General features: G+C 69.1%; 15 protein-coding genes and 1 pseudogene. 4 read left to right on the top strand and 12 right to left on the bottom strand.

From position 1 onward, the window contains the following. Nucleotides 1–98: 98 nt before the first annotated feature. The 3 genes from AB8998_RS10445 to AB8998_RS10435 all read right to left on the bottom strand — a co-directional run bounded on the left by AB8998_RS10445 (nt 99) and on the right by AB8998_RS10435 (nt 1,517). Nucleotides 99–566 (bottom strand): DUF5130 domain-containing protein, encoded by a 468-nt coding sequence (locus AB8998_RS10445; RefSeq protein WP_369737871.1) that lies wholly within the window; start codon nt 564–566, stop codon nt 99–101. Beyond that, nucleotides 553–780, bottom strand: coding sequence for an aa3-type cytochrome oxidase subunit CtaJ (gene ctaJ / locus AB8998_RS10440; RefSeq protein ID WP_369741510.1), 228 nt, complete (start codon nt 778–780; stop codon nt 553–555). Before ctaJ ends, AB8998_RS10445 begins: the two co-directional genes overlap by 14 nt. Before the next feature lie 89 nt (nt 781–869). Next, nucleotides 870–1,517, bottom strand: a complete 648-nt coding sequence (locus tag AB8998_RS10435; protein ID WP_369737869.1) for an HNH endonuclease — start codon at nt 1,515–1,517, stop codon at nt 870–872. Nucleotides 1,518–1,670: 153 nt separating this feature from the next. On the opposite strand from AB8998_RS10435, the gene AB8998_RS10430 reads away from it, so the two are divergent. Both AB8998_RS10430 and AB8998_RS10425 read left to right on the top strand, forming a co-directional pair. Continuing rightward, a complete protein-coding gene (locus AB8998_RS10430; RefSeq protein WP_369737868.1) occupies nt 1,671–2,060 on the top strand; it encodes a globin in 390 nt (129 codons plus the stop codon). Continuing rightward, a complete protein-coding gene (locus AB8998_RS10425) occupies nt 2,060–3,634 on the top strand; it encodes a glycoside hydrolase family 13 protein (RefSeq protein ID WP_369737867.1) in 1,575 nt (524 codons plus the stop codon). Before AB8998_RS10430 ends, AB8998_RS10425 begins: the two co-directional genes overlap by 1 nt. A 98-nt stretch (nt 3,635–3,732) precedes the next feature. Here AB8998_RS10425 and AB8998_RS10420 read toward each other — a convergent pair whose 3' ends face one another. The 5 genes from AB8998_RS10420 to AB8998_RS10400 form a co-directional block, all read right to left on the bottom strand. After that, complete coding sequence (locus tag AB8998_RS10420) at nt 3,733–4,407, bottom strand: DUF8010 domain-containing protein (protein WP_369737866.1); 675 nt, start codon at nt 4,405–4,407, stop codon at nt 3,733–3,735. After that, nucleotides 4,404–4,817 (bottom strand): acyl-CoA thioesterase, encoded by a 414-nt coding sequence (locus AB8998_RS10415; RefSeq protein ID WP_369737865.1) that lies wholly within the window; start codon nt 4,815–4,817, stop codon nt 4,404–4,406. The genes AB8998_RS10420 and AB8998_RS10415 overlap by 4 nt, the downstream gene beginning before the upstream one ends. Continuing rightward, nucleotides 4,814–9,655, bottom strand: coding sequence for an NAD-glutamate dehydrogenase (locus AB8998_RS10410; protein ID WP_369737864.1), 4,842 nt, complete (start codon nt 9,653–9,655; stop codon nt 4,814–4,816). Before AB8998_RS10410 ends, AB8998_RS10415 begins: the two co-directional genes overlap by 4 nt. A 44-nt stretch (nt 9,656–9,699) precedes the next feature. Beyond that, on the bottom strand, nt 9,700–11,376 hold the full coding sequence (gene ettA, locus AB8998_RS10405; protein WP_369737863.1) for an energy-dependent translational throttle protein EttA: 1,677 nt from the start codon (nt 11,374–11,376) through the stop codon (nt 9,700–9,702). Nucleotides 11,377–11,456: 80 nt separating this feature from the next. After that, the gene (locus tag AB8998_RS10400) at nt 11,457–11,933 is read right to left on the bottom strand and encodes a single-stranded DNA-binding protein (RefSeq protein ID WP_369737862.1); all 477 of its coding nucleotides are present in this window, start codon (nt 11,931–11,933) and stop codon (nt 11,457–11,459) included. A 300-nt stretch (nt 11,934–12,233) separates the two neighbouring features. Between AB8998_RS10400 and AB8998_RS10395 the strand changes: the two genes are divergently transcribed. Both AB8998_RS10395 and AB8998_RS10390 read left to right on the top strand, forming a co-directional pair. After that, nucleotides 12,234–12,752 (top strand): type II toxin-antitoxin system prevent-host-death family antitoxin, encoded by a 519-nt coding sequence (locus AB8998_RS10395; protein ID WP_369741509.1) that lies wholly within the window; start codon nt 12,234–12,236, stop codon nt 12,750–12,752. Next, the gene (locus AB8998_RS10390; RefSeq protein WP_369737860.1) at nt 12,749–13,006 is read left to right on the top strand and encodes a Txe/YoeB family addiction module toxin; all 258 of its coding nucleotides are present in this window, start codon (nt 12,749–12,751) and stop codon (nt 13,004–13,006) included. The genes AB8998_RS10395 and AB8998_RS10390 overlap by 4 nt, the downstream gene beginning before the upstream one ends. On the opposite strand, the pseudogene AB8998_RS10385 reads toward AB8998_RS10390, so the two are convergent. The 4 genes and pseudogenes from AB8998_RS10385 to AB8998_RS10370 all read right to left on the bottom strand — a co-directional run bounded on the left by AB8998_RS10385 (nt 13,003) and on the right by AB8998_RS10370 (nt 20,625). Continuing rightward, nucleotides 13,003–15,059: pseudogene (locus tag AB8998_RS10385) on the bottom strand (bifunctional copper resistance protein CopD/cytochrome c oxidase assembly protein). The gene AB8998_RS10390 and the pseudogene AB8998_RS10385 overlap by 4 nt on opposite strands. A gap of 30 nt (nt 15,060–15,089) precedes the next feature. Then, entirely contained in the window at nt 15,090–17,435 is a 2,346-nt protein-coding gene (locus AB8998_RS10380) for a glycerol-3-phosphate 1-O-acyltransferase (RefSeq protein WP_369737859.1), read from the bottom strand. Then, complete coding sequence (locus AB8998_RS10375; protein WP_369737858.1) at nt 17,432–19,147, bottom strand: HAD-IB family hydrolase; 1,716 nt, start codon at nt 19,145–19,147, stop codon at nt 17,432–17,434. Before AB8998_RS10375 ends, AB8998_RS10380 begins: the two co-directional genes overlap by 4 nt. After that, nucleotides 19,144–20,625: a WS/DGAT/MGAT family O-acyltransferase gene (locus AB8998_RS10370; RefSeq protein ID WP_369737857.1), complete on the bottom strand. Its 1,482-nt coding sequence runs from the start codon at nt 20,623–20,625 to the stop codon at nt 19,144–19,146. Before AB8998_RS10370 ends, AB8998_RS10375 begins: the two co-directional genes overlap by 4 nt. Nucleotides 20,626–20,677 lie beyond the last annotated feature (52 nt).

Here is a 20,677-nt window from a genome sequence, read left to right as displayed (position 1 = left end):
GCGCGGCGAGTCGCGAGCGTGCATGTTTGTACGCCGGTGACCGGCGTGCCGCGCACAAGTGCGCACGCTCGCGACACCCCCGGACGCCGAGGGGGCGATCAGGCCGGGGAGATCCCGGCGCTGAGCACGCGGATCGCGCTGACCAGCCCGTCGACCAGGTCGCCCTGCTCGAACGCCGATGCGGCCGCGGCAACCCCCAGGGGTGCGGCCGACTCCGCGCCGCGGCCCCGGACCTGAGAGCCGTAGACGACCTCGATGGCGCACTGGTCGGGCGAGACGGCGAGCAGCACCGCGTTGTCCGGCGTCGGCACCTTGGCCAGGATCTCGCGCGCCCGGGCGGCGGTGTCGCTGCCCAGGTCGCCCAGGTAGATGGCGAACCGCGCCCTCGACGCCCGCGAGCCGTATTTGAGCGCGTCGTCGATGGCGACGAGGTCCTTGATCGGGAACGGATACTTCACCGACAGTTCGCCGGGCTCGGTGACCGCCGAGATCCGTCCGCTGCTGGTGATGACGGCGCCCTCGGGCAGGTCGCCCTGATCGATCGTCGCTAGCTCACCATGTGCCACTGGCGCCACCTCCCACTGAGAACTTCGCTGCGTCGTGCCCACCGTGCGCGTGGCCGACGGCTTCGTCCGTGGCCGCCCACAGGATCGGCGGATGTGTCCAGGGCTCGGAGAGCTTGTAGGTCGCGGGGTGCGGCCCCTTGCGCGAGAAGATCGGCACCGCCAGCAGGATCACCAGCAGCAGCGGGATTCCGATAAAGAACAGGTGGATCTGCATAAGGCTCACGACGCAAACCGTATCCCACCGGGGCGCCTTGCGGGGCACCCGGATGGGCCTGGCATGAGCCCCGGACGACCCCGGACCGGCTAAGCCGCGCCTTCACCGAGATAGCGGGTCCACGCCGGGTCCAGCTCCTTGACCGTGGACAGCAGCCGCCAGTGTTGGCCCGTCGGCGGCATCGGCGCCCGGCGCAGCGTCCAGCCGAGTTCGGCGAGCAGCTTGTCGCCCTTGCGGTGGTTGCACGTCGAGCAGCACGCGACGCAGTTCTCCCAGGAGTGGTCGCCGCCGCGGCTGCGCGGCACCACGTGGTCCACGGTGTCGGCTTTCGCGCCGCAGTAGGCGCAGCAGAAGCGGTCGCGGTGCATCAGCGCGGCGCGGGTCATCGGCACGCGGGCGCGGTAGGGCACCCGCACGAATGCCCGCAGCTGGATCACCGAGGGCACCACGATCGAACTGGTCGCCGAGTGGATGACCGGTCCGGCCGGGTCGTGGTGCACCACGTCGGCCTTGCCGCAGATGACCATCACGATGGCGCGCCGCATCGGCAGCGCCGTGAGCGGCTCGTAGGTGGAGTTGAGCAGCAGCACCCGCCGCCGGCTCCAGATCGACGAGCCGTCCGGGCGAGGGGGAGGGTAACTCTCAACACTGTGCAGGCATGACGCGGTCGCTGGCTCGGTCGACCCTGCCGCGGCACCGGAACTGCGGTGGCTGCGGCGTCTCTTGCCCTGCGCCATAGATCCTCCGCGGATAGTCCACCATGATTCGCCGCGGATCGCACCCCTATTCCCGGGGTGAGCCGTGTCCATCCGGTGAACAGCAGGCAAGTCTTGGCGCAGGTTTGCGCCCGGCGCGCCTCGCCCGCCGCCCCATGCACCACAATGGAGGAGATGGATCAGGTCAGCTTTTACGACGCCGTCGGCGGTGCCGAAACCTTCAACGCGATCGTCTCGCGGTTCTACGAGCAGGTTCCCGAGGACGAGGTCCTGCGCGAGCTGTACCCCGCCGACGACCTGGCGGGCGCCGAGGAAAGGTTGCGGATGTTTCTCGAGCAGTACTGGGGCGGCCCGCGCACGTACTCCGACCAGCGCGGCCACCCGCGGCTGCGGATGCGCCACGCCCGATTCCGGATCACGCCCATCGAGCGGGATGCGTGGTTGCGCTGCATGCACACCGCCGTCGCGTCCATCGACTCGCAGACGCTTGACGACGAGCACCGCAAAGAGTTGCTGGACTACCTCGAGATGGCCGCCCACTCGCTCGTGAACTCGACCATCTGATGGCGGGCGCGACGGACACGCCGTGGTGGTCGAACGCGGTCTTCTACCAGGTTTATCCGCGGTCGTTCGCCGACAGCAATGACGACGGGGTCGGCGACCTGGACGGGCTGACGGCCCGGCTGGGCCACCTGCAAGAGCTCGGTGTCGACGCGATCTGGCTCAACCCCGTCACCGTGTCCCCGATGGCCGATCACGGCTACGACGTGGCGGACCCGCGCGACATCGATCCGTTGTTCGGCGGGCTGGCGGCGTTCGAGCGGCTGGTCACGGCCGCACACCAGCGGGGCATCAAGGTCACCATGGACGTCGTCCCCAACCACACCAGCTCCCAGCACCCGTGGTTTCGGGCCGCGCTGGCCGCGGGTCCGCGCACCGAGGCGCGGGATCGGTATTTCTTCCGCGACGGGCAAGGCCCCGACGGGGCGGTGCCGCCGAACAATTGGGAGTCGGTGTTCGGCGGCCCGGCCTGGACGCGGGTGGTCGAGCCCGACGGCGAGCCCGGCCAGTGGTACCTGCACCTTTTCGACGCCGAGCAGCCGGACCTCAACTGGGACAATCCCGAGGTCTTCGACGACTTCGAGAAGACGCTGCGGTTCTGGCTGGAGCGCGGCGTGGACGGCTTCCGCATCGACGTGGCGCACGGCATGGCCAAGCCCGAGGGCCTGCCGGACGCCAAGGACAACAGCACGGTGTTGCGCCACACCGACGACGACCCGCGCTTCAACAACCCGAACGTGCACGCCATCCACCGCGACATCCGCACGGTGGTCGACGACTACCCCGGGGCGATGACCGTCGGCGAGGTGTGGGTCACCGACAATCGCCGCTGGGCGGAATATCTGCGGCCCGACGAGCTGCACCTCGGCTTCAACTTCCGGCTCACCCGAACCGAGTTCGACGTTACCGAGATCCACGACGCGATCCAGAACTCGCTGGCGGCCGCGGCGCTCGTCGACGCCACCCCGACCTGGACGCTGTCCAACCACGACGTCGGCCGGGAGGTCACCCGCTACGGCGGCGGGGAGGCCGGGCTGCGCCGGGCGCGCGCCATGGCCATGGTGACGCTGGCCCTGCCCGGTGCGGTGTTCGTCTACAACGGCGAGGAACTGGGCCTGCCCGACGTCGACCTGCCCGACGAGGTGCTGCAGGATCCCACGTGGGAACGCTCCGGACACACCGAGCGGGGCCGCGACGGCTGCCGGGTCCCGATGCCGTGGTCGGGTGACACTCCCCCGTTCGGTTTCTCCGGCTCCGCCGACACCTGGCTGCCGATGCCGGAGGACTGGGCGGCGCTGACGGTCGAGAAGCAGCGCGCCGACGCCGGGTCGACGTTGTCGTTCTTCCGGCAGGCGATCGAGTTGCGCAGGGCCCGTGCGGAATTCGAAGGCACCGCGATCGACTGGCTGACGGCGCCGGCCGACGCGCTGATTTTCCGCCGCCGCGCGGGCGGGTTGCGTTGCGTCCTCAACGCGGGCAGCCGGCCGATCCCGCTGCCGCAGGGGGAGGTCATCCTGGCCAGCGTGCCGCCGGCCGGCGGCGCCTTGCCGCCCGACGCCGCGGCGTGGCTCGTCTAGTCCCGCTGCGTGCATCGGACCTCAGGCGTGGACGGTGAGCCAACCGGAATCGCCGCGACTGCGTTCCGCCCTTGTGGACGGCCCAGGGAACCTGATCCTCAGCGCAGCACCAGCGCCGGGTCGCCGCGACGCCGGTACACCGAGCCGAACCTGGCGTCGATGCGCAGCCAGTTCGGCATGGCGCGGACCCGGATGATCTCTTCGGCGGGAATGGCATCCGCCTGCTGTGGCAGGAATCCCATTGCGGTCAAAGCGAACACACAACGCATGGGCACACCTATCTCGACCTCGGCCGAACTGGCCCGGATGACCTCCTGGTCGAGCAGTGAGACGGGCGGGCCGTGGGAACTGCTGTGTTCCTTGGCAAGTCGCGCGCCGCGCTCGGCTAGGTCCAGCATCACCCGGGCCGGTACGTCGTCGACGTGGATGAAGCCGGATTCCGGGGGCAGTGCACCCCGCCAGGCCGAGTCCATCGAAAAGCCCGGATCCACGTAGCCCGAGGCGTCCATCGCGGCCAGGCCGCGCGCCAATCCGTCCGCGGCCACCGACAGGTCGCCGGGCCGCACGGTGCCCCCCACCACGCGACAGACCAGTACGTCGAAACCCGTTGCCACCCATGCGGTCACCAGCCCACCGGCCCGAGCACGCAACCGGATCACCGCCGTGTCGTCGAGTCGCAACGCGCGATCGACGAACGTGGCGAGGTCCGCTCGCTGGGCGGTACCGCCTTGCGGCCCCAGCCACAGTCCTCGCTCGGCTCCGCCTCCTGTCACCGCAGCCACCGTTGCAAGTACTCCCGTTGGTGTGGTGAGAGCCGCACCAGTCGCTGCTCCTCGATGTGGACCGCGGCCAGCTGCGACTCGGCGATGACAGCCGGCTTGGACCCGGGGGCGGCCCCGACCGAACGCACCTCGTAGCCCAGCGTGAAGTCGACCGTCCGCAACTGCTTGGTCCAGATGGTCACCTGCAGAGGCGAATCGGCGAGGCGCAGCTGCGCCTTGTAGGTGACCCGGACGTCGGCGATCAGCAACCCGACCGTGGCGATGTCGAGGGCGAACGGCTCGGCGAGGAACGGCACCCGCGCTTCTTCCAGGATCGTGACCATGGTGGCGTGGTTGATGTGCTGGTACATGTCGATGTCCGACCAGCGCACCGGCACGGGTGCGACGTAACCAACGCTCAACTCGACGAGCCCCTGCCGCTGGTGCGGGTCATGCGCCGGATCTGCCGCGCGGCCACCGACAGCGTCGCCAGATCCTTTGCCCCGCTCTCCTGGATCTCGGCCAGCGTCCGGCGGGCCCGCTCCACCCGCGAGGCGCTGAGGTGCTCCCACTCCGCGATCTTCTCCTCGCCGGTCTCGTCGGGCTCCCCGACGGCGAGCACATCGAAGCACAGCGAGCGCAGCGATGCGTAGATGTCGTCGCGAATGGCCAAGCGCGCCAACGAATGCCAGCGATCGTTGCGGGGCAGCTCGGATACCGCCGTGAGCAGCCCGTCGGTGCCGAGCCGGTCCATCAGGGCGAAGTAGGTGTCGGCGACCTCGGCGGCGTCGATTTCGTTGATGTCGGCGATGTCGATGATGTCGAGCAGGCTGAACCGGTACAGGCCGGCGGCGACCAGGTAGGCCAGATCCTCGGGCGTGCCCTGCGAGGAGTATTCGGCGGCTTCCTTTTCCACGATCGCCTTGTCGTCACCGCGCAGCCACTCCGACATGCGCGGGGTCAGCTCCTTGACCTTCGCGGCGAAGCGGTTGATCTCGGCGCCGACGGCAAGCGGCTGCGGGCGGTAGTTGAGCAGCCAGCGCCCGGATCGGTCGATCAGGCGCCTGGTGTCCAGCGTGAGCCGGTCCGACAGGGCCACCGGTATGTCCGACGCGCGGATCTGCCGCCAGAGGTCGCCCACCCCGAAGATGGCGTCGGTGGCCACGTAGGTGCGCACCGCGTCGACGGGCTGGACGCCGACGTCCTCGGCGATCCGGAAGGCGTAGCTGATGCCCCCGGTGTCCACCAGGTCGTTGATCAACATGGTGGTGACGAGCTCGCGGCGCAGCTGGTGGGCACGGATCTCCGGGGTGAACCGTTCCCGCAGCGGCGTCGGGAAGTAGAGCGGCAACCGGGAGCTGAACACGTCCTGCTCGGGCAGTTCGGTGCCCAGCATGTCCTCCTTGAGACCGAGCTTGACGTGCGCCATCAGCGTGCACAGCTCGGGCGAGGTGAGCCCGATGCCCGCCTCGGAGCGGCGGCGGATCTCCTTTTCCGACGGCAGCGCCTCCAGTTCGCGGTTGAGGCCGCGTTCTTCGACCAGGAACTTGATCTGGCGTTCGTGCACCGGCAGCAGGCTGGCCGCGTTGGAGCGGCTGGTGCCGATCAGGTCGTTCTGGTCCTCGTTGTCGGTGAGCACCAGCCGTGCCACCTCGTCGGTCATGGACTCCAGCAGCTCTTTGCGCTCGTCGGGGTCCACCTTGCCGGCGGTGACCAGCGCGTCGATCAGGATCTTGATGTTGACCTCGTGGTCCGAGCAGTCCACACCGGCGGAGTTGTCCATCGCGTCGGTGTTGATGCGCCCGCCCGACAGGTCGAACTCGACGCGACCCAGCGCCGTCACACCGAGGTTGCCCCCTTCGCCGATCACCTTGGCGCGCACCTGGTTTCCGTTGACGCGGACCGGGTCGTTGGCGCGGTCCCCCACGTCGGAGTCGGACTCGGATTCGGCCTTGATGTAGGTGCCGATCCCGCCGTTGAACAGCAGATCCACCGGCGCCTGCAGGATCGCCTTGATCAGGTTGGGCGGGGCCATCTCCTCGGAGTCGCCGTCGATGCCCAGCGCGGCGCGGACCTGCTCGCTGACCGGGATCGCCTTCTGCTCGCGGGCATACACGCCGCCACCCTCGCTGATCAGCGACTTGTCGTAGTCGTCCCAGCTGGAGCGCGCCTGGTCGAACAGCCGTCGGCGTTCCTCCCAGGACGCCTCGGGGTCGGGGTCCGGATCGAGGAAGACGTGCCGGTGGTCGAAGGCGGCGATCAGCTTGATGTGCTTGCTCAGCAGCATGCCGTTGCCGAACACGTCGCCGCTCATGTCGCCGATGCCGACGACGGTGAAGTCCTCGGCCTGGGTGTCGACCCCCATCTCCCGGAAGTGCCGTCGGACCGCCTCCCACGCACCCTTGGCGGTGATGCCCATGGCCTTGTGGTCGTAGCCGACCGACCCGCCGGAGGCGAACGCGTCGCCCAGCCAGAACCCATAGGACTTGGCGACGTCGTTGGCGATGTCGGAGAACGTGGCGGTGCCTTTGTCCGCGGCCACCACCAGGTAGGCGTCGTCGCCATCGCGCCGCACCACCTCGGGCGGGGGGTTGACCTTCCCGGTGGAGTGGTCGACGTTGTCGGTGACCTCCAGCAGCCCGGAGATGAACAGCTGGTAGCAGGCCACACCTTCGGCGCGGGTGGCGTCCCGGTCGGCGGCGGGATCACCGGTGGGCAGCGGCGGGCCCTTGACGATGAACCCGCCCTTGGCGCCGACCGGCACGATCACGGCGTTCTTCACCGCCTGCGCCTTGACCAGGCCCAGGATCTCGGTGCGGAAGTCGTCGCGGCGGTCCGACCAGCGCAACCCGCCGCGGGCCACCGGGCCGAACCTCAGGTGCACACCCTCGACGCGGGGGGAATACACGAAGATCTCGTATTTGGGCCGCGGCAGCGGCAACTCGTCGATCAGTTGCGCGTCCAGCTTGAGCGCCAGCACGTTCTGGGCGCGGGCCGAACCCTCTTTCGTCACAAAGTAATTGGTGCGCAGCGTGGCCTGGACCAGCGACGCGAAGGCGCGCAGGATGCGGTCGGTGTCCAGGCTGCGCAGCGCGTCGATGTCCGCGGCGACCGCGTTGGCCGCCGATTGCGCGTCGCGGCTCCCGGAAGATCCCTGGGGGTTGAACAGCGCCTCGAACAGTGCGACGAGCGACCGCGCCGTCGACGGGTGGTCGTTGAGCACCGCCTCGATGTGGGACTGGCTGTAGGGAAACCCGGCCTGCCGCAGGTATTTCGTGTAGGCGCGCAGCAGCACGACCTGCTGCCAGGCCAGGCCCGCGCGCATCACCAACTCGTTGAATCGGTCGATCTCGACGCGGCCCTGCCAGATCGCGGTGACCGCGTCGGCGAACCGTTGTGCCGTCGCGTCGCGCTCTTCGGTCGACGACGCCTGCGGGATGGTCGGGTGCGGTGAGATCTTGAACTGGTAGATCCACACCGGCAGCTCGTCGGCCCGGGTGACGGTGAACGGCCGCTCCTCGAGCACGTCGACCCCCATGCTCTGCAGCATCGGGAGCAGCTGACTCAGCGACGCGGTGTGCCCTCCCAGGAACCAGGTGAGCTGGGCGAGCCCCTCTTCGCCGCTGTCGGAGAACACCAGCTTGACCGAGTCGTCGCTCAGCTCGTTGATGATGCGGATGTGGTCGATGGCGTCGGCGGGCGCGACGGCCTGCTTGTAGGCCTCGGGGAAGGCGGCCGCGTAGTGCTCGGCGTCCGCCTGTGCGACGGTGTCGTCGGCCGCGGCGCCATGCAGCCGGTCGGACCAGGTTTGGGCGGCTTCGCTCAGCATCGCCTGGATCCGGACCCGGTTCTCTTCGGAGGTGTCGACCGGAGCGACGGCGACACCTTCCTGTTTCGGAGGCAGCCGCACCATGAAATGCATCAGTGCCCATGGGGATTCGCTGACACGCGCGGTGAATTCGAGTCGTGTCCCGCCGAATTCGCGCACCAGGATGTCCTCGATCTGGCGCCGCACCGGTGTGGTGTAGCGGTCGCGGGCCACATAGACCAGGCAGGAGACGAAGTACTGGAGCCGGTCGGCGCGCAGGAACAACAATGCGCGCCGCTGGGATCCCAGGTCGACCACGGCTTTGGCCATCGCTAACAGCCGTTCGGCGCTCAGGGTGAACAATTCCGACCGCGGGACGGTCTGGATGACGTCGAGAAGGAGCTGCCCGGGATAGGCGGGGTCGCTGTCGGCCATCGTGAGCACCTCGCGGACCCGGTGCGAGACCATCGGGATCTCCAGCACGTCCGCGTTCATGGCTGTGATGGTGAAGAGCCCGACGAAGCGGTGCTCGACGATGCCGTCGTCGACGTACTCGCGGACCCCGATGGCGTACGGGTAGGCACCGTAGCGCAGATAGCTGCCGACCACGGACTGGGCCAGGACCAGCAGTTGGTCGTCGTCGGTCAACCGGGGCCGGGAACCGGTGCGTGTCCGCAGCACGCCGAGGCCCCTCGACCCGTCGCCGGAGACCTCGCTGTCGTGCACCTGGCAGCGCTGATAGCCCAGCAGCAGGAAGTTCCCGTCGGCCAGCCAGCGCAGCAGTGCGGCCACTTCGTCGCGGTCCGGTGCGGCGAAATGGTCGTCGGAGTTGGCTTCGACGGCGGCGGTCACCTGCTCGAGCGCGGCGATCAGATCCGTTGCGTCGCTGGCGACCTGCTGGACGTCGGCCAGCACCTTGGACAGCAGCCGCTCGAGTTCGGCGAGGGCCTTGGTGTCGACGGCCGGGGACAGCTGCACGTGTATCCACGCCTCGCCGTCATACGGTGACGCGCCGGCGGGCTTCGGCCCGATGCCGCGCAGGTCCCCCTCGGGGCTGCGCCGCACCTCGAACACCGGGGTCATGATGGCCGCGTAGGCGACACCGAGGCGGTGCAGCAGCACCGTGACGGAGTCCATCAGCATCCCGCCGTGGTCGGTGACGACCTGCAGCGCAGGCCCGAACCCCGCGGGATCGTCCAGGGGGTATACGGCCACGCAGCTTTCGCCGGCCGGGCGGTGCTCGCCGAGCCGATAGTGCGCACCGAGCATCGCCGGGGTCACGATGGCGGCGGGCAGGCTCGGATCGATCGGCCCGGCTTCCCCGAGCTCGTCGGTGTGCGGACCGCGATAGCTCTCGAGGTAGGCCGTCGAGATCCACTCGGGAATGTCCTCGTCCTCGGAGAACGTGGTCCACGGCTGAATGTCCTGCTTAGCCCCGGGATCGATCGTCATGCCGATTGCTCCCAACTTGCGACGGATGTCAGCGCGGGCCGACGTCAGCCGCGCGTCAACTTGCGGTGGGTCACTCTGTGCGGACGCGCGGCCTCGGCGCCCAGCCGGTCAATCTTGTTTTCCTCGTAGGCCCCGAAGTTGCCCTCGAACCAGAACCACTTGGCCTCGTTGTCCTCGTCGCCCTCCCACGCCAGGATGTGCGTGCAGGTGCGGTCGAGAAACCAGCGATCGTGGGAGATCACCACCGCGCAGCCGGGGAAGTTCTCCAGGGCGTTCTCCAGCGAGCTCAGCGTTTCGACGTCCAGGTCGTTGGTCGGCTCGTCGAGCAGGATCAGGTTGCCGCCCTGCTTGAGCGTCAGCGCGAGGTTGAGCCTGTTGCGCTCGCCACCGGAGAGCACCCCCGCCGGCTTCTGCTGGTCGGGTCCCTTGAACCCGAACGCCGACACGTAGGCCCGAGACGGCACCTCGCTCTGGCCGACCTCGATGTAGTCGAGCCCGTCCGAGACGACTTCCCACACGGTCATTTTGGGGTCGATGCCGGCGCGGTCCTGGTCGACGTAGCTGAGCTTGACCGTTTCGCCGACCTTGACGGTGCCGCTGTCCGGCTCCTCGAGACCCACGATGGTTTTGAACAGCGTGGTCTTGCCGACACCATTGGGGCCGATGACGCCGACGATGCCGTTGCGCGGCAGGGTGAACGAGAGGTCCTTGATCAGGGTGCGTCCGCCGAAGCCCTTGTCGAGGTGGGCCACCTCGACCACCACGTTGCCCAGTCGCGGCCCGACCGGAATCTGGATCTCCTCGAAGTCGAGCTTCCGCGTCTTTTCGGCCTCGGCGACCATTTCCTCGTAGCGCTGCAGTCGCGCCTTGCCTTTGGCCTGACGCGCCTTGGTGCCGGACCGGACCCACGCCAGCTCGTCGGCCAGCCGTTTCTGCAGCTTGGCGTCTTTGCGGCCCTGCACCGACAGCCGCTCGGCCTTCTTCTCCAGGTAGGTCGAGTAGTTGCCTTCGTAGGGGTAGGCGCGGCCGCGGTCCAGCTCGAGGATCCACTGGGCGACGTTGTCGAGGAAGTAGCGGTCGTGGGTCACCGCCAGCACCGCCCCCGCATAGGAGGCCAGGTGCTGCTCGAGCCACTGCACGCTCTCGGCGTCCAGGTGGTTGGTCGGTTCGTCCAGTAACAGCAGGTCGGGCTTGGACAACAGCAGCTTGCACAACGCCACCCGGCGACGCTCACCGCCGGACAGATTGGTCACCGGCTCGTCGGGCGGCGGGCAGCGCAGCGCGTCCATGGCCTGCTCGAGCTGCGAGTCGAGGTCCCACGCGTCGGCGTGGTCGAGGTCCTCCTGCAGCCGCCCCATTTCCTCCATCAACTCGTCGGAGTAGTCGGTGGCCATGAGTTCGGCGACCTCGTTGAAACGGTCCAGCTTGACTTTGATGTCGCTCAGGCCCTCTTCGACGTTGCCGCGAACCGTCTTCTCCTCGTTCAGCGGCGGCTCCTGCTGCAGGATGCCGACGGTGGCGCCGGCGGCCAGGAACGCGTCACCGTTGTTGGGTTTGTCCAGTCCGGCCATGATCCGCAAGACGCTCGACTTGCCGGCGCCGTTGGGGCCGACGACACCGATCTTGGCGCCCGGGTAGAAGCTCAGCGTGACGTCGTCCAAGATGACCTTGTCGCCGTGCGCCTTGCGGACCTTCTTCATCGTGTAGATGAACTCAGCCATGCCGCGGTTTTGCCTTTCTGGTCTTGCAAAATGATCTCGCGGACCATCCTAGGCATCGCCCGACGGCGCCGGGCCGGCCGCTAGGCCGACAGCGGCAGCGGGTTGCCGCCCGCGGCGTCGTCGTCGGCGGCGGCGGCGTCCTCGGCCGGTTTGCCGTCGGCGGCGGCCTCCGCCGGGGCAGGAGCCGGTTCCGGACCGGTGTACCCGGGCTTTTCGATGCGCACCAGGGCGCGCGACAGGTCCGGCCCGACCGCGATGGCCCGCATCTCCAGCGAGGAACGGCGGTTGCCGTCGCGGTCCTCGTACTCGCTGGTGTACACGTGTCCGGTCGCAATCACCGGCGCTCCCTTGCCCAGCGCGGCACCCACGCCGGTCACCAGCTTGCCCCAGCAGTTGACCGTGATGAACAGCGAGTTGCCCGGCTCCCAGCCACCGTCACCGGTGCGGCGACGGGAATTGCTGGCCACCCGGAACTTGATGAGCTCCTGGTCACCGACCCGGCGGCGCTGGGGGTCGTTGACGATGTGACCGACTACGGTAAGCGGAGTTTCGAACATTGGCTGATCCCTTTCTCGATCTATCTGTCATGGCTTGGCGAACAGGTCACCGCCCTATACGACCGCCATTCAGCTCGGGACCACCGACGGACTCGGTCGCAGACGGGGCCCGCGCGCTGGCACTGTGGAGAAAACGGTGACTGTGGATCAGTCCATCGGTGAGTCGGAGGCGATCGCGCGTGCGGCCTGCTGTCTCAATGACCTGCTTCCGAGACGGCTGGCCGGTGGAGGTGTGTCGACGGAGCCGCCTGGACCTGTTCGGCGAGGATGTCGCTGTGACCTAAACCGCCGTTCGTCGACCTGACCGGCGACCAGCACGACGCGAGCTTGCCGCTGCGCTGGTTCACCCCGACCACCGAGGTCGACCTGTGCGGGCACGGCACCCTGGCCAGCGCGCACGTGCTTGGCGGCGAGCGGGCTTTTGCCACCCGCAGCGGCGAACTGCGCTGCCGTCCCGGCCGCGACGGCTCGATCACCATGGATTTCCCGGCCGACCGCCCCGCTCCATGCGGCTACCAAGCAACACTGAACTGGCTGGTACCATATCTTGTACCACTAGCGAGGAGGCGCTCGGTGGCAATCACCGCAAGCGAGGCGCGCAAGAACCTGTTTCCCCTGATCGAAAGGGTCAACGCCGACCGGACGCCGGTCGAGATCACATCGAAGGCTGGTCGCGCCGTGCTGATGTCCGCCGAGGACTGGGAAGCGTGGCAGGAGACGGCATACCTGTTCAGCTCCCCGGCCAATGCCCGCCGGCTCCTCGACGCTGCTGACGCCTTGGACCAGGGCGGCGGAATCCGGGCTGAACTCGCCGAGTGAACATCGTCTTCTCGCCGCAAGCGTGGGAGGACTACCAGCATTGGCAGACCGCCGACCGTGCGGTGCTCAAGCGGATCAACACGCTCATCGCGGACGCCCGTCGGTCACCGCAGGAAGGCATCGGTAAGCCGGAGCCGTTGAAATACGGGCTCGTCGGCGCCTGGACTCGGCGGATTACCCAGGAGCAAAGGCTCGTCTACCGCGTCGTCGGCGATGATTTGCAGATTCTCCAGGCCCGGTATCACTACCTCTAGCGCAGTTCTGTCGTCTTATGCCGCGCGAGCTCGGCCAGCATCGCGTTGTAGGCGGCCAGCTCGGCGTCGTCGTCGCGGTCGGCCGCCCGGTCCAGCCGCCGGGCCATGCGGTCGTCGCTGCGCGCCCACTGGATGAGCAACGCCAACATCACGATCACCAGGGGGCCTTCTCCGGCCGCCCACGCGATGGCGCCGCCCAGCCGCTGATCGCCCATCAGGTCGGTGTGCCAGCCCAGTCCCAGCGATTGGTAGTAGTCGGCGCCGAGGACTCGCTGGGTGCCCATCAGTACCACCCCGAAGAACGCGTGCAGCGGCAACGACGCGAACACCACACCCACCTTGGCCAGCGGCGGGATCGGGCGCGGCGTGGGGTCCACCCCGATGACGATCCAATAGAAGAGGTAGCCGCTGAGCAGGAAGTGCACGTTCATCGCCAGATGCCCGGCGTGACTGCTCACCGCCTTGTCGAACAGGCTCGAGAAGTACAACCCGTAGAAGCCGGCGACGAAGAGGACCGTGGCCACGGCCGGGTTGGTGAGGAACCGGGAACATCGGCTGTGCAGTGCGGCCAACAACCATTCCCGCATACCCGGGGGATCGTCACGACCGGCGGTCGGCAGTGCGCGCAGCGCCAGGCTGACCGGGGCGCCGAGCACGAGCAGGATCGGGACCAGCATCGACAGCCCCATGTGGGCGACCATGTGCATGCTGAACATCGCCGGCATGTACCGGCCGACACCCGAGGACGTCATGAACAACAGGGTCAGGCAGCCGAGCAACCACGCCAGCGTCCGGCCCGCCGGCCACCGGTCGCCGCGCCGGCGCAGCCGCACCACCGCCGCCACGTACACCGCGGCGAACACGATCGCGGCCGTGCCGAAGATCAGGTCGAAACGCCAGTCGAACAGGACGCGCGCCATGGTCGGCGGCCCGTCGAAGTTGTAGCCGACCTCGGCTTCCGACGGCGAGGGCAGCCGAATCGGCGGCGGCGGGGGCGGTGTGCGGCCCAGCCCGACGGCAATGCCGAAGGTCAGCCCGAACAGCGCGGCTTCCATCAGCGCGAGCCGGATCAGGGCCCGCCGCGCGTGCGGCGGGCTCGCGTCGTCGTGCAGCGCGGCGACTGCCGAGCGGCGCTGGCGCCAGCCGAGGACGCCCAGCAGGCACAGCGCCAGGAATTTGCCGACGACCAGCCGCCCATAGGAGGTGGTCAGCAGGTCCGACGGCAGCACCCGCACTAGGGCGTTCATCACCCCGCTCACGCCCATGGCCAACCAGCACCACAGCGCGATCGACGAGAACCGCCGCGCCGCCAGGCCCAGGTGGTCGCCCCCGCGCAGGGCGTGGGCCACCAACGCGAGCAGGCCGCCGGCCCATAGGCCGGCGGCGACCAGGTGGATCAGCAGGCTGTTGGTCGCCAAGTCGTGCGAGCCGCCGGCCGAGGAGTGTCCGGTCAGCCCCAGCGGGATCAGGGTCGACAGCGAAGCGCCCAACAGCGGCGCTGTCCACGACCAGCGCAGCACCGACACGCTGGCCAGCGTGACCAGCGCGGCCAGGATCGCCGTCCAGCGCCACGCGGAGGCGGTGGTGACCAGGCCGGCCGACGACCACAGCGTGAGCGGGTTGAGGTGCTGGCTCAGCGGTTGGCCCGACACGTCGGAGATGGTCAGCGGGACCAGCAACGCGGCGCACACCGCCCACACCCCCGACGCCCACGTCCCCGTGCGGAGCGCACGGTAGCCGCCGGCGTCGAGTACGCCGCTCCGCTGCGGCGGCACCAGGAAGGCGGCGAACAGGAAGGAACCGACGGCCAGGACCGCGGCGATCTCGCCCGCCGCGCGGACGAACGGCAGCCCCAGCGTGGTGGCCGGCCCCGGATCGGGCAGACCGGTGTCGAGCAGCGCATCGGCCAGCGACAACGCCCCGATCCCGGCCGCCGTGCACCCCGCCAGCACCGCGACCCCGACCAGCAACGGCCACACCCGTGCAGGGCGCTTGGCAGCGCCCCTCGTCGCGCGCGTGCCGGGGCGTTCCCGGCGGGCGGGGCAACGGTCATGGGTCCAGGCTATTGGGGGGCGCGCGGCGGTCAGTCGGTTCGGCTGTCCCGTTGGTCCTGGCGCGCTTTTAACTCGCGGGCGACGAACTGCTTGCGCGCGAGCCGACCGATGTGGCCGGAATCCCGCAGCACGTTGCGCAACTCGCGCCGGAAGGCGACCCGCCGTTCGGTCAGCTCGGCTCCGGGGCCGATCAAGCCGTGGTCGTCGACGACCTGGCGCGCGGTGGCGAACAACAGCGTCGACACCGACTCGCTGCTGCGGACCCGGGTCTGCGCCACGTATTGCCGCCCCACCCCGAGCGCCAGGTCCGTCAGCTCCTGCCGGCCGATGTCGGGCGGGGCGTCGCGCAGCACGTCGGCGACGATCTCGTAGGCCTCGAAGAACACCCGAAGCATGGCGTCGGCCATCAGCGGACGCTTGGCGAACAGCATCGCGTCGATCTCGTCTCCCCCGGCGGCGACGTGGGACTCCCAGTCGTCGTGCCAGGCCATCTCTTCGGCGATGTTTTGCCGGAACGTCGCCGAGTCGGCGAAATAGAAGTCGAACTTGAGCAGGTCGCGCAGCCGCATCGCCTGCGCCCAGAACGCCTCCATGCGGTCGCCTCCGGCGTGGCGGGTGTGCGCGAGCGCGAGTTCGACGATGGAGGTTTCCAGGAAGGCGTGGATCACCGAGTTCCGGTAGAACGCGGCGGCGTGTTCGTCCTCGGGCGCGATCTGCCACACCGGCTCCCGCCCGCCGTCGACCCGGGTGACCGGGTGACCGCCCGACAGCGCGTCGACCGCGGCACGCACGCCGGCCCGGGTGCGCAGCCGCAGCGCGCTCGTCGAGACCGGGGTGTGCTTGCGTTCGAGGTAGTCCAGGGAGTCCTGCAGGGTGTGGTGCAGCTGGCCCAGCGTGAGCGCCGCGCCGCGGGTGGTCAGCAGCAGCGCGCACACCAACCCCGTCGCGGTGACGGGGGTGGCCTGCAGGATTCGCCACGCGACCTCGAAGGACATTTTCTGCAGGGCAAGCTTGTTGGCGTCCCGGTCGTGGTTGAGCGGACCTTGCTGGGGGCCGAGGTACTGGCGCATCGACACGGCCTCGGGGAAGCGGACGTAGATCTTGCCGTAGTTGCGTTCGCCCTGCGCCCTGATGAAGTTGTACAGCCAGCCGATGCCCTCGGGGGTCTTCTCCCCGCCGCGGGCGTAGGCGGCGTACTCGGCCGTCTCGTGCAGCTGGTCGAAGCTGATAGACACCGGCTGCAGCAGGATGTCCTCGCTGCGGCCGTCGAGGTAGGCGTCGGCCACGTAGGCCAGCAGGCCGAGCTTGGGCGGCAGCATCTTGCCCGTCCGCGAGCGGGTGCCCTCGATGGACCAGCTCAGGTTGAACCGCTTCTCGACGATGTAGCCGACGTACTCGCGCAGGACGTACTTGTAGAGCGGGTTGTCGCCGACGTTGCGGCGGATGAATATGACGCCGGACCGGCGCAGCAGCGGTCCCATCAAACCGAACGACAGGTTGATGCCGGCGAACACGTGCACCGGCGGCAGCCGGTTCTCCTGCATCGCCACCGGCACCACCGCGCCGTCGATGTAGGACCGGTGCGAGAACAGCAGCACCGCCGGGTGCGCTTCCAGCCCGGAGCGCATGGCCGCCACCTGGTACTCGTCGTAGTCGAGCTCGGGATCGAATCCGCGGCTGATCGCCCGGCCGAGCACGGACACCAGGTCGACCGACACCCTGCTCCACCCGGTCGCCAGTTCGTCGAGCATCTTGCCGGCTTCTTCGACGGTGGCGCCCGGGATCTTCTGCAGACCCGCACGAAACCGCGCCGAAGCCAGGATCTCCGGCTTGAGCAGCCGCGGAGACTTGTACTGCGGCCCGAGGATGCGGTACTCGACGCGCTCGATCGCCAGGACCGCGCGGCGGACGACGAACCCGGCGAAGTCGCGCGGATCCTCACCCACCGTGGTGTCGCGCCACTGCTGACGCAATTCGGACACCTTGGCGGGCTCGCCGGCCACCACCCGCGCGCGACCGGGAGCGTCGCGCCGGATGCGGCGCTGCCGGCGCTGGCTGGGGTGGTAGGGATCCAGGCCGGGCAGCAGGCCCGCCACCTTGGCGAGCCGGCCGCGGTCCGGGGGCGGCAACCAGAACACCTGAACCGGCACGATCGAACGGTCGTGACCGGATTCGAGCCGCTGCGCCAGCGCGCTCAGCTCCGACGGCGGCGCGTCGGGTTCGGGCAGCCGCAGTACGTCGACCCGCGCGCCCGGGTGGTCGGCGCGCTGCCGTTCCACCCAGGCCGTGATCAGCTCCATTTCGACCGGCGAGGCCATGGACGCCAACACCAGCGAATCCTGATCGGCGCTGGTGTCTGCGGCCGGTTCGCTCACACGCGCCCTCTGGGCCCGGATTCGGGTGTCTCCTCGCCGGGGCCGGGGGCCTTCGGCTGGGCTTTCGCCGCCGCCTTCTTGGCCGGGGCCTTCTTGGCGGGGGTCTTCTTCGCCGGGGCCTTCTTGGCCGCGGCCTTCTTCGCCGGGGCCTTCTTCGCCGGGGCCTTCTTCGCCGGGGCCTTCTTCGCCGCCTTCGTCTTGTACAGATCGGACTCGGGCAGCTCGTCGGTGGGCCAGTCGGCCAGCGTGTCCAGGTACAGCCGGCGCACCTCGGCGATGCGCTCGGGCAGCGTCTCGACCGTCCAGTCGTCCACCGGGATCGGCGGGAACACCGCCACATCGACCGTGCCCGGGTTGATGGTGGTGGAGTTGCGCGCGGCGACGATCTCGGCGTTGCGGATGACGATCGGCACGATCGGGATGCCGACGGCCATCGCGATGCGGAACGCGCCCTTCTTGAAGGGCCCGACCTCGGTGGTGTCCATGCGGGTGCCTTCGGGGGCGATCACGACCGAGAGTCCCTTTCTGGCGAGCTCTTCGATCTGGTGCAGCGACTCGACGGCGGCGCTCGGATCGTCGCGGTCGATGAACGCGGCGTCCATCGCCTTGCCGATCGTGCCCATGATCGGATCCTTGGCCAGTTCCTTCTTGCCCACTGCGGTCCAGTTGTCGCGCACCAGCGCGCCAACCATGACGGGGTCGACCTGGTTGCGGTGGTTGAAGATGAACACCGCCGGACGCTGCGCGGTCAGGTTCTCCTGGCCGATGACGTTCATCTGGACGCCGGTGGTAGCGAGCAGCACCTGGGAGAAGGTGGAGGTGAAGAAGTTGACCCCCCGCCGCCGGCTGCGGGTGAGCATGCCGATCCCCACCGCGCCGGTCGCGATCGGGAACAGCGAACCGAAACCGGCCAGCGTGCGCAGTTGCCGGCGGAGGCCGACCGGTCCGCGACTGTTGAACCGCAGGATCGGCCAGCCGCGCCGCTTGGCCACCGCGGCCATCTTGCCCTCGGGGTTGGTCGGTCGCGGGTTGCCGACCAGGTACATCAGGGCGACGTCCTCGTCGCCGTCGGCGTAGAAGTAGCTGTCCTTGAGGTCGATGCCGTTCTCGGCGGCAAACCGCTGCACGGCGGCGGCCTTGCCCGGCCCCCACAGGATGGGCTTCTGCACGCCGCCGGTGAGTATGCCGTCCTCGGTGGTCTCGAACTTGTTGGTGAGCATGTTGGTGATGCCGAGAAATCGGGCCACCGGGTTGACCTGGATGGTCAGTGCCGACGAGCTGAGCACGACGGTGTGTCCGCGCGCCACGTGCGCCCGCACCAGTTCGCGCATCTCCGGGTAGATGCGGCCCTCGATCCGCTGCACGAACAGCCGCTCGCCGATCTCTTCGAGGTCGTCGATCAGCCGCCCGGCCAGCGCGGAGGCGGCCTTACCGATGAGATCTTCGAACTCGATGCGCCCGAGCGTGTGGTTCAGGCCCGCATGCACCATGCTGAGCAGCTCCCCCACCCCCATGTCGCGGCGCAGCAGACGTTCCTGGGTGAGGATGACCGCGGTGAAGCCGGCGACGAGGGTCCCGTCCAGGTCGAAGAACGCCCCGATCTTGGGCCCGGGTGGGCTGGCCATGATCTCGGCGACCGATCCGGGCAGTCGCATGTCCGTCGCCGGTTTTTGCATGTCGCGTTCGGTCCCCCGCTCCTCGGATGCGCTCATGATCCCGACACCGATCGCGACGCCGACGCTGCCGGCTCGCCGAACGAGGCGGGCACCGCGCGGGGCGCCGGGTCGCCGGCCAGCGCCAGGATCTCGTCGAAACCCTCCAGCAGGCACTGGGCGAACAACGGCTCGTCGCGGATCGCCGCCCTGTCGTAGCGGACGGTGATGGTGCACCACCCGCCCCTCGAGATCAGCACTGCCATCATCGCCACGCCGGGCAGCGGGCCGATGCCGTACTGGCGCAGGACTTTCGCGCCGGCGAGGTAGGTGTCCCCCGGGTAGACCGGGATGTTGCTGGCCTGGACGTCGGAGCCGATCACCGAGCCGGTGATCCCCTGCAGCACGGCGGTCGGCAGGACGCTGAGTACCGGTGCGAGGGAACCGACGATGTTCATCGCGGGCTCGTCGCGGCGCTGGGTCATCTGCGCGCGGATCTTGCGCATCCGGGAGACCGGGTCGGCGGTGCCCAGCGGCGCCGCCAGGTTGACTCCGGTGAACCGGTTGCCACCGGCCGCGTCGGCGTCGGCCCGCAGGTTCACCGGCACCGCCATCGGCAACGTGCTGACCGGCACGCCGAGGGCCTCGTGGTAGCGGCGCAGGGCGCCGGACAGGCCGGCGAGGTAGGCGTCGTTGATCGATCCCCCGCCGGCCTTGGCCGCTTTGTGCAGGTCGGCGAGCAGAATGTCGATCGCCTCGGTGCGGGTTGCCAGGCTGCGCCGGCGCAGCAGCGGCGACGGCTCGGCGGCCCGGTTGAGCACCCGCATCCCCGACATGGCGTAGCCCACGATCCCCGACACCGTCGACGTCGGCTCCAGCACCACCCGCCCGGCCGTCGAGACGGCGCCGGACACCGCGCCCAGGACGCCACCGAGCACCGACAGGGGAAGCCGGTTGATGCCCTGCCGCATCAACTCGTTGGGCGTCAGGTCCTGCGGCACGGGCAACGGCGGCGTCGGCCTGGGCGGGGGGTCGCGTTCGAGGTCGTATATCTCGGCGAACATCGCCACGCCACCGACGCCGTCGGTGACGGCGTGGCTGACGTGCAGCAGGGTCGCGGCCCTCCCGTCGGGCAGGCCCTCCACCAGAGTGGCCGTCCACAGCGGCCGGGAGATGTCCATCGGTGACTGCAGGATGACCTCGGCGAGGTCGAACACCTCGCGCAGCGTGCCCGGCCCGGACACCCGCACGCGACGCACGTGGAAGTCCAGGTTGAAATCGGGATCGACGACCCAGCGCGGCGCCGCCGTCGGCAAGGTCGGGACGACGACCTTCTGCCGCAGCCGCAGCACCCGGCGCGAGGCATTCTCGAAGCGGGTGCGAAAGGCGTCCCAGTTCGGTGTCGCGTCAAGGACTTCCAGGGCCATGATGCCCGAGCGGGTCCGGGGATTCGCCTCGCCCCGATGCATCAGGTAGTCGACCGGTCCAAGCTCATCGGACAATTTCACGACGGCCACGGAATCAGTGGCCTCAGCCATGATCACCAACTCGACGTGCCATACGTGTCACCGCCGACCAAGCCTCTCACCT

The sequence above is a fragment of the Mycobacterium sp. HUMS_12744610 genome (assembly GCF_041206865.1).
GTDB lineage: Bacteria > Actinomycetota > Actinomycetes > Mycobacteriales > Mycobacteriaceae > Mycobacterium > Mycobacterium servetii.
Note: the sequence above shows the minus strand (reverse complement) of the source record. Positions and strands in the feature narration are given on the sequence as shown.